This is a genomic window from Sulfitobacter aestuariivivens (genome assembly GCF_014763045.1).
Classification (GTDB): domain Bacteria; phylum Pseudomonadota; class Alphaproteobacteria; order Rhodobacterales; family Rhodobacteraceae; genus Sulfitobacter; species Sulfitobacter aestuariivivens.
Genome location: NZ_JACTAG010000002.1, coordinates 589,882 through 605,614 on the forward strand (window position 1 = coordinate 589,882; position 15,733 = coordinate 605,614).

General features: G+C 62.1%; 11 protein-coding genes. 6 read left to right on the forward strand and 5 right to left on the reverse strand.

Going from position 1 to position 15,733, the window contains the following annotated elements; genetic code table 11:
- Positions 1-45 precede the first annotated feature (45 nt).
- Together H9Q16_RS12740 and H9Q16_RS12745 are read right to left on the reverse strand one after the other, a co-directional pair.
- Positions 46-1,590 carry a Y-family DNA polymerase gene (locus tag H9Q16_RS12740; protein ID WP_246455722.1) on the reverse strand — a complete coding sequence of 515 codons (1,545 nt, stop codon included), beginning with the start codon at positions 1,588-1,590 and terminating at the stop codon, positions 46-48.
- A complete protein-coding gene (locus tag H9Q16_RS12745) occupies positions 1,484-2,203 on the reverse strand; it encodes an ImuA family protein (RefSeq protein ID WP_191075808.1) in 720 nt (239 codons plus the stop codon). Before H9Q16_RS12745 ends, H9Q16_RS12740 begins: the two co-directional genes overlap by 107 nt.
- 254 nt (positions 2,204-2,457) lie before the next feature.
- Between H9Q16_RS12745 and H9Q16_RS12750 the strand changes: the two genes are divergently transcribed.
- Together H9Q16_RS12750 and H9Q16_RS12755 are read left to right on the forward strand one after the other, a co-directional pair.
- Positions 2,458-4,038 carry a gamma-glutamyltransferase gene (locus H9Q16_RS12750; protein ID WP_191075809.1) on the forward strand — a complete coding sequence of 527 codons (1,581 nt, stop codon included), beginning with the start codon at positions 2,458-2,460 and terminating at the stop codon, positions 4,036-4,038.
- Between the two features lie 190 nt (positions 4,039-4,228).
- On the forward strand, positions 4,229-6,268 hold the full coding sequence (locus H9Q16_RS12755) for a DEAD/DEAH box helicase (protein WP_191075810.1): 2,040 nt from the start codon (positions 4,229-4,231) through the stop codon (positions 6,266-6,268).
- 124 nt (positions 6,269-6,392) lie between these two features.
- Here H9Q16_RS12755 and H9Q16_RS12760 read toward each other — a convergent pair whose 3' ends face one another.
- The 3 genes from H9Q16_RS12760 to H9Q16_RS12770 all read right to left on the reverse strand — a co-directional run bounded on the left by H9Q16_RS12760 (position 6,393) and on the right by H9Q16_RS12770 (position 9,576).
- Positions 6,393-7,664 (reverse strand): ABC transporter permease, encoded by a 1,272-nt coding sequence (locus tag H9Q16_RS12760; RefSeq protein ID WP_386259856.1) that lies wholly within the window; start codon positions 7,662-7,664, stop codon positions 6,393-6,395.
- Positions 7,661-8,467 (reverse strand): taurine ABC transporter ATP-binding protein, encoded by an 807-nt coding sequence (locus tag H9Q16_RS12765; protein ID WP_191075811.1) that lies wholly within the window; start codon positions 8,465-8,467, stop codon positions 7,661-7,663. The genes H9Q16_RS12760 and H9Q16_RS12765 overlap by 4 nt, the downstream gene beginning before the upstream one ends.
- Before the next feature lie 107 nt (positions 8,468-8,574).
- Positions 8,575-9,576, reverse strand: coding sequence for a taurine ABC transporter substrate-binding protein (locus H9Q16_RS12770; protein ID WP_191075812.1), 1,002 nt, complete (start codon positions 9,574-9,576; stop codon positions 8,575-8,577).
- Between the two features lie 581 nt (positions 9,577-10,157).
- Here H9Q16_RS12770 and H9Q16_RS12775 point away from each other — a divergent pair.
- From H9Q16_RS12775 to xsc, 4 genes are all read left to right on the forward strand, one after another.
- Positions 10,158-11,567 (forward strand): aminotransferase family protein, encoded by a 1,410-nt coding sequence (locus tag H9Q16_RS12775; protein ID WP_191075813.1) that lies wholly within the window; start codon positions 10,158-10,160, stop codon positions 11,565-11,567.
- 201 nt (positions 11,568-11,768) lie between these two features.
- On the forward strand, positions 11,769-12,026 hold the full coding sequence (locus tag H9Q16_RS12780; RefSeq protein ID WP_191075814.1) for a glycine zipper domain-containing protein: 258 nt from the start codon (positions 11,769-11,771) through the stop codon (positions 12,024-12,026).
- 264 nt (positions 12,027-12,290) lie between these two features.
- Complete coding sequence (gene pdxR / locus H9Q16_RS12785) at positions 12,291-13,754, forward strand: MocR-like pyridoxine biosynthesis transcription factor PdxR (RefSeq protein WP_191075815.1); 1,464 nt, start codon at positions 12,291-12,293, stop codon at positions 13,752-13,754.
- Positions 13,755-13,869: 115 nt separating this feature from the next.
- Positions 13,870-15,648: a sulfoacetaldehyde acetyltransferase gene (xsc, locus tag H9Q16_RS12790; RefSeq protein ID WP_191075816.1), complete on the forward strand. Its 1,779-nt coding sequence runs from the start codon at positions 13,870-13,872 to the stop codon at positions 15,646-15,648.
- Positions 15,649-15,733: the final 85 nt, after the last annotated feature.

Genomic DNA, 15,733 nt, shown 5'->3' on the forward strand with positions numbered 1-15,733 from the left:
ATACGGGATGGCGGGAGGGGCGTCGCGGCACGCGCGCGCCTCCCGTCAGGCAAACACCCCATGCAGAAACCAGCGCGGGTCGCCCCCACGCCCGTCTCCCAGTATCCCCTCACGATACAGCCAGAACCGCCGCCCGCCCTGCACCTCGACCTTGTAATAATCCCGCAGTCGCGTGCCGGGGCGGTCCTGCCACCACTCGGGCGCGATCCGCTCGGGCCCTTCATGCCGCGTGCTCAGATAGGACACCCGCCGCCAGGAAAACCGCGCCGGCGGGCCTTCGGGCACGGCATAAAGCACCGCAATCTCCTCGGGCGGCATCAACACACGCACCGGCCGGTCGCGCAAAAGCACAGGTGCCGCCTCGGCCTTCCCCGCCAGGGCAGGCACCCGTCCCTCGACCCGCTCGGGCAGATGGCTTTCCGTCCAGGTGGACCAGCTGATCTTCTGCGGCCCCAACCGTGCGCTCAGGCGGTCCAGCAACCCGGCCACATCCCGTGCGGCATCGCGTGCGCCATCCAGCGGGTCCTGATGCAACGCCAGCGGTTCGGCCCGCAAAGCCTCCAGCGTCAGCAGATCAAACCCGAAACCGGGGTCAATCCCCTCCAGCTTGCCCGTCAGCAACCGCAACAAATGCGCAGGCTCCCGGCTGGGCTGCGCCAGCGCCACATCCCGGCTGCGCCACTCCCCATCAACGCGGTAAATGGTCAGCCGCAATTGCCGCGCGCCCTGTTCGGCGCCAGCCATCTGCGCACAAAGATCTTCTGCCAGCCCATCCAGATGCGGCACCGGATCAATCACAGGCTCTGCCAGCCGTGCCCGCGCCAGCCAGCGCTGCCCCTCGGGCGGCGCATTCAACGGGTCCGCCGCCCGCCCCAGCGCCCGGTCCAGCAACACCAGCGGATTGCGGTCCGCCGCCAACCGGTCAAACCGCCGCATGAGCGCCACGCGCGGCACCTCCATCAGCAGCCCCAGCGTCTTCAGCCCCAGACGATGCAAAAGCCGCACCGTCTCGACCTCCAGCCGCAGGGCCGCCACAGGCAGCGGTGCCACCGCCGCCGCCACATCATCGGCACCGCACACGGCCCCCGCAGGGCCGAACCGCGCCAGCATCTGCGCCGCTCCGCGCGTCGGTGCCATCGCCAGTCGCGCACTCAGCCCCTGCATGCGAAACCGCGTCGCCATATCGCGCAGCATCGCCGCCTCGCCGCCAAACAAATGCGCCGCCCCGGTGACATCCATCACGATCCCGTCGTGCGCATCGCGCACCGTCCACGGACACCACCGCCGCGCCCAAAGGGCGACCCGGTCCAAAAGCTTGAGATCCCCCGCAGGATCCGCGTTTTCCACGTGCAAATCGGGATGAATGGCCTGCACATCGACCACCCGCGCGCCCAACTCGATCCCCAGAGCCTTTGCCGCCGCACTGAGCGCATGCACCACCGGCCCATGGCTGCCGGGCGCGGCCAGGATCACCGGCACCGTATCATCCGGCAACGTCCGTTGCTGGCTGACGATCCGGCGCCACCGATCCATCGCCAGATCGGGAAACCAGGCTGAGACGATCCTCGGAGTGGGCTGCACCTGCGTCATAGCCCGCCCGCCACACGCCGGGCGCGCGCCCGCGCGCGCGGAAAAGCTCGGCCTCCCACAAGGGCGCACCGGGGGCCTGGGGGTCGTAGGGATGCGCGGCGGACGGCAGGGACCGCAACCGCCAGCGCTCGCGTGCAGCGCTCAATGCCCCGTCCTCGCCCGTGCGGATCAGCCAGATCGGTACGCCAGAGGCCTCCGCCCGCAGCGCGAGCCGCTTGGTCGCGGTGAAACTCAGCACCTCGGGCGCGCCATGTATTTCGCCGACCACAGCGGCCAGCCCGGCGCACCCCGCGCCCTCTTCCATCGCCCACAGTACATCGCGCGGATGGCTGACCTCGACCCGCAGCACCTTGCCCTTGAACCCGAACGCTGCCAGCGCAGGCCCATACAAACGCCCGTTCTCGCGCTGCGACATCCGGTCGGACACCCACATCACCGGGGCCGCACTGCCCGGCAGGCACGACAGCACAAACCCCGTGATCGCCGCGTCGAACGGCGCATCCGAAATCACATCGCGCAGCACCGCATCCCCGCCCCCGGGGCGTGGCACATCCTGCACCAAGCGTTTTGAAGACAGGGAAATCACCTGCCCAAAAGAAGAATCGGTCACCATGCATCCCTCCATATGTTCACTTTTTGTTCTATATGAAAAGAGCTGGAAAAGCGAGATGGTTCCGAAAATTTCAGGTCACAGCATCAACCATGTCTCCTAGAACCACAGCCACTGCCCGCCGGGCCAGCGCCGACCCGTGGGGCGGGCAGACGATGGCCCGGCGCCTGCGCCTTGATTCCGGGCCCCCGTGGCCTCCTCAACGATCACCCAGAACACGCATTGCAAACCAGCCCCAAACCGTCTTGGATGCCCGCATGACACGTCAACAAAACGCCTCATGGCACATCACCAAACCCGCCCTCAGCTCTGACGCAGGCATCATCGCCGCCCAATCCCGCGTCGCCGCAACCGCAGGCGCGCGTATCCTTGCCCGGGGCGGCAACGCAGTGGACGCCGCCATCGCCACTTCCTTTGCGCTGGGTGCGGCTGAACCCTGGATGAGCGGCATGGGCGGCGGCGGCTATATGGTGGTGCGCATGGCCGATGATCCCGCACCAAAGGTCATCGAATTCGGCATGCGTGCCCCAAAAGGGCTGCGCATTGAGGACTACCCCATCGTGGGCGGCAAGGCCGGGGACCTCTTTCCATGGCCCGCTGTCAAGGACGACGCCAACGTCTTTGGCGCCCGCGCGGTCGCAGTCCCCGGAAACGTGGCCGGCATGGGACTGGCCCATGAAACCTTCGCGACAATGGACTGGGCCACCCTGCTGGCCCCGGCCATCACGCTGGCCACAGACGGCCTGCCGGTCGATTGGTATGCACAGCTGATCCTGGCCGGATCCGCCCCAGATCTGGCGGCCTTCCCGGCCTCTGCCGAAACCTTTCTGGATGCAGGCGGCTACCTCAAGGCCATGGACTGGACCGCACTGGGCGATACCCGCTGTGACCTCAACCGCCTCGCAGCCTCCCTCCGCACCGTCGCGGAAAACGGCCCCCGCGCTTTTTATGACGGACCTCTTGCCGACAGCATCATCGCCGATCTGCAAGCGGCCGGTGGACGGCACGCCATCGAAGACCTGCAAAGCTACCGCGCCACCCTGACATCAGCATCTGAACACAGCTACCGCGGCCACCGCGTCTTTGGCGCACCGCGCCTGACCGCGGGCCCCACCCTGAACCACGCGCTGGACCTGTTGACCGAATGGCACCCCGACGGCACTAAACCAGATGCCACAGCCTATGCCGCCTACGACGCCGCCCTGCGCACCGCCAATGCCGCGCGCTATGAAACCATGGGCGACACCGACCACGAACCGGACCCGTCCTGCACCAGCCACTTCAACGTGGTGGACGCGGCAGGCAACATGGTGGCCGTGACCCAGACCTTGCTGTCGATCTTTGGCTCGCGACTGATGCTGCCGACAAGTGGCATCCTGATGAACAACGGCATCATGTGGTTTGACCCCGAATCGGGCAAAGCGAACTCCATTGCGCCCGACAAACGCTGCCTGACGAACATGTGCCCGACCCTGCTTGAACGCAGCGATGGCGCGCGCTTTGCCCTTGGCGCCTCAGGCGGGCGCAAGATCCTGCCTTCAGTGGCACAACTGACGTCCTTCCTGCTGGACTACGGCATGGACCTCGACGCGGCCCTGCACACGCCCCGCATCGATTCCAGCCTCGCAGAAGCAACCATCGTGGATGACAGCATGCCCGCGCCGGTGCTCTCAGAGCTGCAAGAAATGCTCGGCGCAATGGTCCCCGCACCGCGCACGATCTACCCGCTGCATTTCGCCTGCCCTTCTGCGGTCTCGCGCACCGGCACCCGGAACGCCGGCGCCACCGAAGTCACCGCGCCCTGGGCCGATGCCGTCGCTGCCGCCGATCCCGCCTAAAGCGGGTGCCCGCACGCCAGCCCTGCCCGCCAGGCCGCCTTTCACAGATATGACGCCACTGCATAGCCGTCCGGGCCTGCCGGAATGATGGTGTACATTCCCGCGCCAACCCCGTACCGACGCGCGATGCGCCCCCCAAGGCACCTCTGCGTGCCCGCCATCCGATGAATGATGAATAAGGACCGATCCCTTGATCCAGACCCTCGCCGATGCCCTTGCCGAACAGGGCTATGAAACGCTGACCTCCGTACAAGAAGCGGTGTCCGACCCCGCGCTTGATACAGCTGATCTTCTGGTCTCCGCCCAGACCGGCTCCGGTAAAACGGTGGGCTTTGGCCTTGCGATCGCACCCACCCTCCTGGGCACGGACACGCATTTCGGTCCTGCGGACGCACCGCTGGCGCTGGTCATCGCACCCACGCGTGAACTGGCAATGCAAGTCGCGCGCGAACTGGGCTGGCTCTATGGCCGCGCAGGCGCGGTGGTCACAACCTGCGTGGGTGGCATGGACACCCGTACCGAGCGCCGCGCGCTCGACCGTGGCGCCCATATCGTGGTCGCCACGCCGGGGCGGCTTTGCGACCACATCAAACGCGGCAACATCGACCTGACGGAACTGCGCGCCGTGGTGCTGGATGAGGCGGACGAGATGCTCGACCTGGGCTTCCGCGAGGACCTCGAATTTATCCTCTCCGAAGCGCCGCAAGACCGCCGCACGCTCATGTTCTCCGCCACCGTGCCTGCGGCCATCGCAAAGCTGGCACAATCCTACCAGCGCGACGCCCAGCGCATCACCACGGTGGGCGAGGCCATGCAGCACGCCGATATCGAATATCGCGCGCTGACGGTCCATCCCCGCGACACCGAAAACGCCATCATCAACGTGCTGCGCTTTTACGAGGCCAAGAACGCGATCGTCTTTTGCAACACCCGCGCCGCCGTTGCCCGCCTGACAACCCGGTTCACCAACCGCGGCTTTTCCGTGGTGGCCCTGTCGGGCGAGCTGACCCAATCGGAACGCACAAACGCTCTACAGGCCCTGCGCGACGGGCGCGCGCGGGTCTGTATCGCGACCGATGTGGCGGCGCGCGGCATCGACCTGCCCAATCTGGAGCTGGTGATCCACGCCGACCTGCCGACCAATGCTGACACGCTCAAGCACCGCTCCGGCCGCACGGGCCGCGCGGGTCGCAAGGGCGTGTCCGCCCTGATCGTCCCGCCCAAGATGAAATCCAAGGCGAGCCGCCTGCTGGGCTGGGCCAAGCTCAAGGCGGAATGGGCCGCACCGCCCTCTGCTGCTGACGTGAACGCGGCAGACGAAGACCGCCTGCTGTCTGATCCCGCATGGTCCAATCCCGCGCCCGAGGATGCCGCGGATTTCGTCGCAGAACTCGCAACGCGGTATTCCAAACAGCAACTTGCGACGGCATTCGTGAACCTCTACCGCGCCCGTGCCTCTGCGCCCGAAGAACTGATGGACGCAGGCACGCGCGACGACACGCCGCGTCCGGCCTTTGGGCCATCGGTCTGGTTCTCTGTGTCGAAGGGGCGCAATGACGGGGCCGAACCCCGCACCTTGCTGCCGATGCTCTGCCGACTGGGCGACCTGACCAAGGACGATATCGGCGCAATCCGCGTCCAGGACAGCCACAGCTTTGTGGAAATCCTCGCCACCTCCGCGCAGCGGTTCGCAAATGCACTGGGCCCCGACATGAAGGGCGAAGGCGGCGCTGTCATCACGCAGCTCGACAAGGCGCCGGACCTGTCCCATGGCGGACCCAAACGCGGCCCCAAGCCAGACCGCAAACCACACCGGAAAAGCTTTGATCCCGATGCGCCCTCGGCCCCGCGCAAACCACCTGCCCCAAGACCGGATAAACCGGTTGCCGAAGCCCGCCCCCGCGACGAAGCACCGCGCAAACCGAAAGGCGAACGCCCGCCCAAATCGCACAAGACCGAGCGCAGCCCGATGAAGGCAGGCGCCAAGCCAAAGCAAAAGGCCAAGGCCGTCTGGAAGCAGGACAAACCAGCTGCCACGGACAAACCCCGCAAACCCAACAGTGGCAAGCCACCGCGCTCAGAGGCGGCACCGGGCGAAAAACCCTACAAACGCGCTGCAGACCCGTCAAAGCGTTTCACCCCGCCCAACAAGATCGGCAAGCAGGGCGGCAGGGTCAAAGCGGGCAAAGGCGGGCACGCAACCCCCAAGCGCGGCAAACCCGGAAAATGATCCGCCTGTCGCCACGGGCGCGGAAATTTTGAAAATTTCCGACCGATTTCTTTCAAAGAAATCGCCTCCCAAACGAAAACGCCGGGCACAGGCCCGGCGTTTCTCTTTGTCGAACGCGAAAGGTTCAGCCCTTGCCCTTCCAGGGCACCAGAAACCGTTCCGCTATGCGCATCAGCATGTCGATGCCAAAGCCGATGATGCCGATCAGGATGATCCCCATGATCACGATATCCGTGTTCTGGAACTTGGCCGCGGTCATGATCATCATGCCCGCACCTTGGCTCGCCGCCACCAGTTCTGCGGCCACGACCGTGCCCCAACAGACACCCATCGCCACCCGCGCACCGGTGAAGATTTCCGGCAGGGAGTTGGGAATGATCACATAGCGCATAATCTGCCACTTGCTGGCCCCCAACGAATAGGCCGCATGCACCTTCGAGATATTGACGCCCGACACACCGGAGCGGGCGGCAATCGCCATGATCCATAAGGCCGCGAGGAACAGCAGGATGATCTTGCCGGTCTCGCCGATCCCGAACCAGATGATGATCAGCGGGATCAATGCCAGCGGCGGCACCGGACGCATAAATTCAACAATGGGATCAAACCAACCGCGGAACCAGTTGGACAGCCCCATCGCATACCCCAGCGGAATGCCCAAAAGCGCCCCGAACAGGAAACCCGCAATCACACGGAACAGCGAATAGCCCAGGTGTTCGATCAGCGTGAAGTCGCGGAAGCCCTCCTGTGCGACCTGCACCGACCGCGTCCAGACGGTTTCGGGCGCGGGCAGGTACAAAGGCTCCATCTGCCAGCCCTTGTTGGGCGTGAAGTTTGGCGTGCCCTTGTCGCTGATAACGACCCGGCCACCTTCGATATCGACGCCGTCACCGGGCACGACGGGCGTGCCGTTGATCGCGACAACCGTATTGCCATCCTTTTTGGAAATGTCGTCATTCCCGGCCACATTGATCAAGCCCGAACGCCATTGCGCAATGGCAGCAGAATCGTTCTTGGCAAAGCCATCGCCCGCTTCGACTTCGGGGGCTTCCGTTGCGACTTCGCGCGGGTGGACAACGATCGTGACCTCGGCATCGTCACGCTCTCCACCGGCCTCGGCGGTATAGGTGAACGATGTAGTGCCCTGATAGGGCCCCGGCGCATGCAGGAAAGAGGGCAACAGGCTGGAGCCTGTGAACATCCCCCACATCACAAAGATTGTGAGGATCGAAATGATCCCGGCATAGCGATTGGGCCGGACTGCGCTTTCGTCACCGAATGTTACGGTCTTGAGCGAAGTATAATCGCTTGTCGCGCGCTGGACGCCCTTGGTGATGATGAAAAAGGCGGCGACGAAGATGCCAACATAGATGGCAAGGAAAACCAAACCGGTCATGCGCTTTCCTCCGTGCGGCCCATAATCTCTTCTTCCATATCCCAGATCATGCTGAGGATCTCTTCACGCCGGGGTCCGAATTCGGGGTGTTTCTTGACCTCACGCAGATCCGCGCCCACGCCCAGCTCGGCGAAGGGCAGGCGATATTCCTTGTGAATGCGTCCCGGCCGCGGGGCCATCACGATAAGACGCTCCCCCAGCAGCAATGCCTCCTCGACAGAGTGGGTGATCAGGATGATCGTCTTGCCGGTTTCTTTCCAAAGCTTGAGCACAAGGCTCTGCATCTTTTCGCGCGTCAGCGCATCCAAGGCACCCAATGGCTCGTCCATCAGGATCACATCGGGGTCATTTGCCAGACAGCGGGCCAATGCCACACGCTGCTGCATACCGCCTGACAGCTCGTAAACCGCCTTTTCCTTGAAATCCTGCAGACCGACCACGTCAAGCAGATGATCCACGATCTCTGCCTTGTCGTTCTTGGGCATGCCCTTCATCGACGGGCCAAAGCCCACATTCTCCCGCACACTCATCCATTCAAACAGCGCGCCTTGCTGAAACACCATGCCGCGTTCGGCGTCGGGGCCCGTGACCTGATGCCCGTTCAGCGTCATCTTGCCGCCCGTGGGTGCAAGAAAGCCCGCCACGATATTCAGCAACGTGGTCTTGCCGCAGCCCGACGGCCCCAGCACGCTCAGCAATTCGCCCGCCTTCAGCTCAAGGTCGACATCCTGCAATGCCTGAACCGACCCGCCGTTCGGCAGATCAAAGCGCATGGATAGTTTTTCAATGGATAATCCGGTCATCAGCGCGTCTTCCTGTCCCTTTGGAGACTGCAACGGACAGCTGCCCTGCCCTGTATATTTCCTGAAAGATCATCGGCGCGGGATTACCCGCGCCGATGAAAGTCGTCTTACATGCCTTTGGCAGCTTCAAGTGGGCCGGTGTTGACGGTCCCCTCGTAGCTGTCAAGCGCACCATCGATGGATCCCGCTTCGACGAATACGTCTGCAACACCCTTCATGAAGGTCGCCGCGTTCCCACCAAGCCATGCGCCAGAAAGCTGCTCGTCGATTGTGGGGAACTCGAATGTCGTGATCGAGCTGCGTGTCGCTTCGACGTCCATACCGGACTGCTCAGCGATGACGGCCAGCATATCTTCGCTCTGGTTGGCGGCCCACTCGGCGTTGGCATCCGCAGTCACCTTGACGAACTTGGCGACAACATCGCCGTTCTCGGCAATGTAGGACGCAGGCGCAGACGTGACGTCAAACACCAGAATGCCCAGTTCCTGCTTTTCGGCACCGGTCAACAGGATGTTGCCGTATTCCTTCATCCGGCTCAGGCCACCGCCCCAACCACAGGCAAAATCAACAGCCTTCTGGCCAAGGGCCGCCGCGCCTTCTGGCGGTGCCATGTCGACAACTTCCAATGAGGACACGTCGATACCGAAGTGGTCCATCTGCTTGAGGAAGCCATAGTGTGCCGCAGTCCCCAGCGGAACGGCGACTTTCTTGCCTGCCAGTTCGCTGGCGGAATCCTTGTCGATCTCATAGTCCGCGTGCACGACGCAGTTGTCGTTTTCGGAGTAGGAAACCGCGACGTCAACAATCTGGATGTCCTGACCGCCCGATGCCGCAACCACGAAAGGCGGCACACCCTGGGACACGGAAATCTGTACGTCGCCCGACGCCATGGCCGCGGACATGGCAGTACCGGTCTCAAAGGAAACCCAGTTTACCTTCATGCCCAGCGCTTCGTCATAGGCGCCCGACGCTTTGGCCGCGAGGAAAGGCATTGGCCACTCAAGGAAATAGCCAACAGTAATCTCACCGTGGCCATCCGCAAAAGCTGCGTTGCCGGTGATTGCCATGACGGCGCCAGCGACAAAGCCGCAAGTCGTTTTCTTAAACATTCGTTTCTCCCATTGTCCCGCAGTGTTTGTCACACGGGCTTCGATGTTGTGCCGATCCTGCCGGCAATTGGCGTTCAGTGGCATAGGTGATGTAGACTTCCACCGAACGAGACCGCTCCACTGTTACCGCTTCACGATATCTGTGCAATCTTTTCTGTGACGCAAAGTCACCTGAATCGGTGTTTTCGAGTGTGAAAGTCTCAGAAATTGCGCATTCCTAGCCATCTGCCCCGCGCACTCTGTCCATATTGACGCGGAAACCTATGTCCAGTCACACCGGGAGCATGAGTCCAGTCTGCGCGCTTCACCTGACTTAATCCTCAAATCCCCGGTGTTCTCACGACCACAGGCGCGGGAAAACTTGCGCGGTGACTGTCACTTTCCGCCTGGCCGCCCAAGTGCTGACAGGATCCGCATGCCACCACTTTTGCATTCTGACATTCGACAGGCACAAATTCTGGCGATACGAAGATTGCATATTGGCTCTATCTGATTCGCTTGATTTGCAGTGAAATCTGCGCTGAAAGTGGTCGCGAAGCTTCTGAATTCGCATGACACCTCCGCATTGAAAGGTCTGACCGATGGACGGAAATTTTAACGAAAACGACCTCTCCCGCGTTGTCGAAGCCGACCGCGCCCATGTCTGGCATCACCTGAGCCAGCACCAACCCTATATGAATGCTGACGCGGCCAAGCAGGTCGACCCGCGCATCATCGTCGAAGGCAAGGGCCTGCGCGTCTGGGATCAGAAGGGCAAGGAACATATCGATGCCGTTGCCGGTGGCGTCTGGACCGTGAATGTGGGCTACGGCCGCGAAAGCATCGCCAACGCTGTGCGCGATCAACTGGTCAAGCTGAACTTCTTTGGCGGCACGGCAGGCTCGATCCCGGGCGCGCTGTTCTCTGAGATGCTGATCGACAAGATGCCGGGCATGACCCGGGTCTATTATGCCTCCTCAGGCTCTGAGGCGAACGAGAAGGGCTTCAAAATGGTCCGCCAGATTGCGCACAAGCGCTATGGCGGCAAAAAGCACAAGATCCTCTACCGCGACCGCGACTATCACGGCACCACCATCGCCTGTTTGTCCGCCGGCGGTCAGGATGAACGCAACGCCCAATACGGCCCGTTTACCGACGGCTTTGTCCGCGTGCCGCACTGCCTTGAGTACCGCAAGCACGAACAGGACGGTGCGCCCGATGAAAACTACGGCGTCTGGGCCGCCAACCAGATCGAAGAAGTGATCCTGCGCGAAGGCCCCGACACCGTGGGCGCGCTCTGTCTTGAGCCTGTCACGGCCGGCGGCGGCGTGATCACCCCGCCCGACGGCTATTGGGAACGCGTCCGCGAGATCTGCGATCAATACGATGTCTTGCTGCACATCGACGAAGTGGTCTGCGGCGTTGGCCGCACCGGCACATGGTTCGGCTACCAGCACTACGGCATCCAGCCCGACATCGTGACCATGGCCAAGGGCGTCGCCTCTGGCTATGCGGCAATCTCTTGCTGCGTGACCACGGAAAAAGTCTTTGACATGTTCAAGGACGATGCATCCGATCACCTGAACTACTTCCGCGACATCTCCACTTTCGGGGGCTGCACCGCAGGCCCGGCAGCCGCGATCGAGAACATGAACATCATCGAACGCGAGAACCTGCTCGAAAACTGCACCGCCATGGGCGACTACATGCTCGACCAGCTGCATGCGCTGGGTGACAAACACGCGGTCGTGGGCCAGGCGCGCGGCAAGGGCCTGTTTTTGGGCGCTGAACTTGTTCAGGACCGCGACAGCAAGACCCCGGTCGATGAAAAGATCGTCGCACAGGTCGTGGGTGACTGCATGCAGCAAGGCGTCATCATAGGTGCAACCAACCGCTCGCTGCCTGGCAAGAACAATACCTTGTGCTTCTCGCCCGCCCTGATCGCAACCAAGGACGACATCGACCAGATCGTCAGCGCCGTGGACGGTGCCCTGGGCCGCGTCTTTGGCTGATATCCGCCGACAAAGACGGAAATCCTGATAGAAACGCCGCAGGTCTTGGCCCTGCGGCGTTTTTTGATACCTTGGGGGTGTCTTGCCCGAACATGACGTTGGCGCGCTGGGGCTTTATTGCAACGTGTCGCCTAAACTCTTCCAACCGCGGAACCGGCACCCTGTCGGCGCGTTTGGCCATGTATCAACAAGGAACGACCCATGAAAAAACTTTTCCTCGCCCTTCCCGTAATGGCGGCATTGGCCGCATGTGACACACCCGATGGCACACTTGCGGCCTCTACCCTTGCCGGCGCTGCGATTGGCGCAACCGTCTCCGGCAGCGATGACAAGGCCAAAGGCGCCATCATCGGCGGCGCAGCTGGTCTGGCGGCGGGCACATTGATCAACCGCCAGCAAAACGGCACATGCCTCTATGAGCGTCCCGATGGCTCTCAGTACACGGCAGCCTGCCCCTAAGTCAGCTTCGGCCTGACCCACAAAGCCGCGCCGATTTTCGGCGCGGCTTTTTTTGTGCCGAATCCATCCAACCATCAACCAAGACGCCACGACTTACATCAAACTACCATCCGAGGGCGATAAAACGCCGTTATTGAAACTAAAAGTCTCATTAACTGCTTTACTTTCCCAAACCTCCTCTGTACCCTAAATTCTCTCCAGTACTGAATTCGCCTCACTCTAATGCCAGATTGACTGTCGATTAGGTCCAGATTAAGGTACGGAATGGCGCTTCCGGTTGAGACTTTCTTCTTACGCCCCGATGCACAGGGCACTTTGCAGCAGCAGATTCAGCAGATGATTGCGCAGGGCATCCTGTCCGGGCGTTTCCAAAAGGGTGAAAAGCTTCCCTCAACCCGAAAACTGGCCACACATCTTGGCGTCAGCCGGATCACCGTGACCATTGCGTATACAGAATTGCTGGCGAACGATTACCTCGTTTCACGTGGTCGGTCCGGCTATTTCGTCTCTGAAAACGCCCCCGCCCCGCCTGCATTCGATCTGGCGCCCTACGGCCCCGATGCCGTCGACTGGAATCGCGCGATCGGGCAGCGGTTTACCGGCGGTGCCACGCCCACCAAGCCGCAGGACTGGAGCGACTACCGCTATCCGTTTATCTACGGTCAAGCCGATCCAACCCTCTTTGATCACGCCAACTGGCGGCTTTGCGCGCTTCAGGCGCTGGGCCAGCGCGATTTTACTTCTCTCACAACGGATTATTACGATCAGGACGACCCCCAACTGATTGAATTCATCGCCCGCCACACCTTGCCCCGTCGCGGCATCAACGCGCGCCCGGAACAGATCCTGATCACCCTTGGCGCGCAGAACGCGCTCTGGCTCACCACGCAGGTGCTGCTGACCCAGCGCCGCCGCGCCGTGCTGGAAGACCCGTCATACCACGCCCTCAGCGACATCCTGCTGCAGTCTCGCTGCCATGTAACACCAGTCCGCGTGGATCAGGATGGCCTGCCACCCGACGCGATCCCGCCCGATACGGACGTGATATTCTCAACCCCCAGCCACCAATGCCCGACCAATGCGACCATGCCAATGCAGCGCCGCCGGGCCCTTCTGGACCGGGCCCGCGAGATGGACGCCCTGATTGTGGAAGATGACTACGAATTTGAAATGTCATTCCTCAAACCCCCGTCACCGGCGCTGAAATCTCTCGATTCTGACGGGCGGGTCATCTATGTCGGCAGTTTCTCCAAATCGCTGTTTCCCGGCCTCAGACTGGGGTATCTGGTCGGCTCCGAACCTTTCATCCGCGAGGCCCGCGCGCTGCGCGCTTCTGTCCTGCGGCACCCGCCGGGCCACATCCAGCGCACCGCCGCCTATTTCCTGTCACTGGGCCACTACGACGCCCTGATCCGCCGCATGGGCACCGCCTTTCACGAACGGCGCGGCGTGATGGAAGAGGCGCTGGCAAAGCACGATCTCGAAATCGCCGGGCGTGGTGCCTATGGCGGAAGCTCCTTCTGGATGCGCGCACCCGATGCGGTAGACACCGACCAACTGACCCAGCGCCTGCGTGAAAAGGGCGTCCTCATCGAACCGGGTCGCGCCTTCTTTGCCGGGCCGGACCGACCCACTAACTATTACCGTCTTGCCTATTCATCCATTCCAAGCGGGCGCATCGGCGACGGCGTCGCACATATCGCCGAAGGAATACACGCAATCTCATAACCTGGACTTATTGTATCAACAGTACTGGACCTAACCAGTATCCATCCCACCCTCTATCTTTCGCCCCAACGCAAGATTCGCCCCTGTTTCCACCCTATCTCAAGGAATGCTGCTCATGAAAATGACGACAGAAGAAGCCTTTGTAAAAACTCTCCAGATGCATGGAATCGACAATGCCTTTGGCATTATCGGCTCCGCCATGATGCCGATCTCGGACATCTTCCCCGATGCTGGCATCAAGTTCTGGGATTGCGCGCATGAAACATCCGGCGGCATGATGGCCGACGGCTATACCCGTGCCACCGGCAAGATGTGCATGATGATCGCGCAGAATGGCCCCGGCATCACCAACTTCGTCACAGCCGTGAAAACCGCCTACTGGAACCACACCCCTGTCCTGCTGGTCACCCCGCAGGCTGCCAACAAGACCATCGGTCAGGGTGGCTTCCAGGAAATGGAGCAGATGAACCTCTTTGCTGATTGCGTCGCCTATCAGGAAGAAGTCCGCGACCCCACCCGTATCGCCGAAACCCTGAACCGCGTCATCATGCAGGCCAAACGCGCTTCGGCCCCGGCTCAGATCAACATCCCGCGTGACTTCTGGACACAGGTGATCGACGTCGATCTGCCCGTGATCGTCGACTTCGAATTGCCCCAGGGCGGCGAAGAAGCGGTGCAAAAGGCCGCCGACCTGCTGTCGGAGGCGAAATTCCCCGTCATCCTCAACGGTGCCGGCGCGATCCTGTCCAAGGGCGGCATCGAAGCCTCCCGTGTGCTGGCCGAACGCCTCGATGCGCCTGTGTGCGTAGGCTACCAGCACAACGACGCCTTCCCGGGCAACCACCCGCTTTATGCCGGTCCTCTGGGCTATAACGGCTCCAAGGCGGGCATGGAGTTGATCTCCAAGGCGGACGTGGTCCTGTGCCTCGGCACGCGCCTCAACCCGTTTTCCACCCTGCCCGGCTACGGCATTGATTACTGGCCCACAGACGCCAAGATCATTCAGGTCGATCTGAACCCCGACCGCATCGGCCTGACCAAGAAGGTCACTGTGGGCATTGTGGGCGACGCCGCCAAAGTGGCTCAAGGCATCACCGAAAAGCTTTCCGATGACGCGGGCGACACGGATCGCAAGGCACGCAAGGACACCATCGCACAGACCAAATCGGCATGGGCGCAGGAACTGACCTCCATGAACGAGGAACAGGATGATCCCGGCACCGACTGGAACGTGCGTGCCCGCGCAGCCAAGCCCGATTGGATGTCCCCCCGCATGGCATGGCGCGCCATTCAGGCCGCCCTGCCGGTCGAGGCGATCATCAGCTCCGACATCGGCAACAACTGCGCCATCGGCAATGCCTATCCGTCCTTCAACGACAGCCGCAAGTATCTGGCACCGGGCCTCTTCGGTCCCTGTGGCTATGGCCTGCCGTCCATCGTCGGCGCCAAGATCGGCCGGCCTGACACGCCGGTGGTAGGTTTCGCAGGGGATGGCGCCTTTGGCATCTCGGTCAATGAACTGACCGCCATCGGGCGTGGTGACTGGCCTGCGATTACGCAGATCGTCTTCCGCAACTATCAGTGGGGCGCGGAAAAGCGGAACTCGACCCTGTGGTTCGACGACAACTTCGTCGGCACCGAACTGGACGAGGGCGTGTCCTACGCCGGTATCGCCAATGCCTGTGGCCTCAAGGGCGTCGTGGCCCGCACGCAGGACGAACTGACGGCAGCGCTGGATCAGGCGATCAAGGATCAGATGGAGAATGGCGTGACCACCCTCATCGAAGCCATGATCAATCAGGAACTGGGCGATCCTTTCCGCCGCGATGCGATGAAAAAGCCTGTCGAAGTTGCCGGTATCTCTGCCGATGACATGCAGCAGCAGGCAGTCTAGAAAAGACCAGGGGGCGGGAATTTCCCGCCCCTTCGTTTTTCCGTAGGGCGGGGGTCTCCCCGCCTGTCACCGTTCAAAGGATCTG

Excerpts from the sequence above, each read along its gene's own strand:
- H9Q16_RS12740 (WP_246455722.1), bottom strand. The coding sequence starts at position 1,590 with ATGACGCAGGTGCAGCCCACTCCGAGGATCGTCTCAGCCTGGTTTCCC.
- H9Q16_RS12745 (WP_191075808.1), bottom strand. The coding sequence starts at position 2,203 with ATGGTGACCGATTCTTCTTTTGGGCAGGTGATTTCCCTGTCTTCAAAA.
- H9Q16_RS12750 (WP_191075809.1), top strand. The coding sequence starts at position 2,458 with ATGACACGTCAACAAAACGCCTCATGGCACATCACCAAACCCGCCCTC.
- H9Q16_RS12760 (WP_386259856.1), bottom strand. The coding sequence starts at position 7,664 with ATGACCGGTTTGGTTTTCCTTGCCATCTATGTTGGCATCTTCGTCGCC.
- H9Q16_RS12765 (WP_191075811.1), bottom strand. The coding sequence starts at position 8,467 with ATGACCGGATTATCCATTGAAAAACTATCCATGCGCTTTGATCTGCCG.
- H9Q16_RS12770 (WP_191075812.1), bottom strand. The coding sequence starts at position 9,576 with ATGTTTAAGAAAACGACTTGCGGCTTTGTCGCTGGCGCCGTCATGGCA.
- H9Q16_RS12775 (WP_191075813.1), top strand. The coding sequence starts at position 10,158 with ATGGACGGAAATTTTAACGAAAACGACCTCTCCCGCGTTGTCGAAGCC.
- H9Q16_RS12780 (WP_191075814.1), top strand. The coding sequence starts at position 11,769 with ATGAAAAAACTTTTCCTCGCCCTTCCCGTAATGGCGGCATTGGCCGCA.
- pdxR (WP_191075815.1), top strand. The coding sequence starts at position 12,291 with ATGGCGCTTCCGGTTGAGACTTTCTTCTTACGCCCCGATGCACAGGGC.
- xsc (WP_191075816.1), top strand. The coding sequence starts at position 13,870 with ATGAAAATGACGACAGAAGAAGCCTTTGTAAAAACTCTCCAGATGCAT.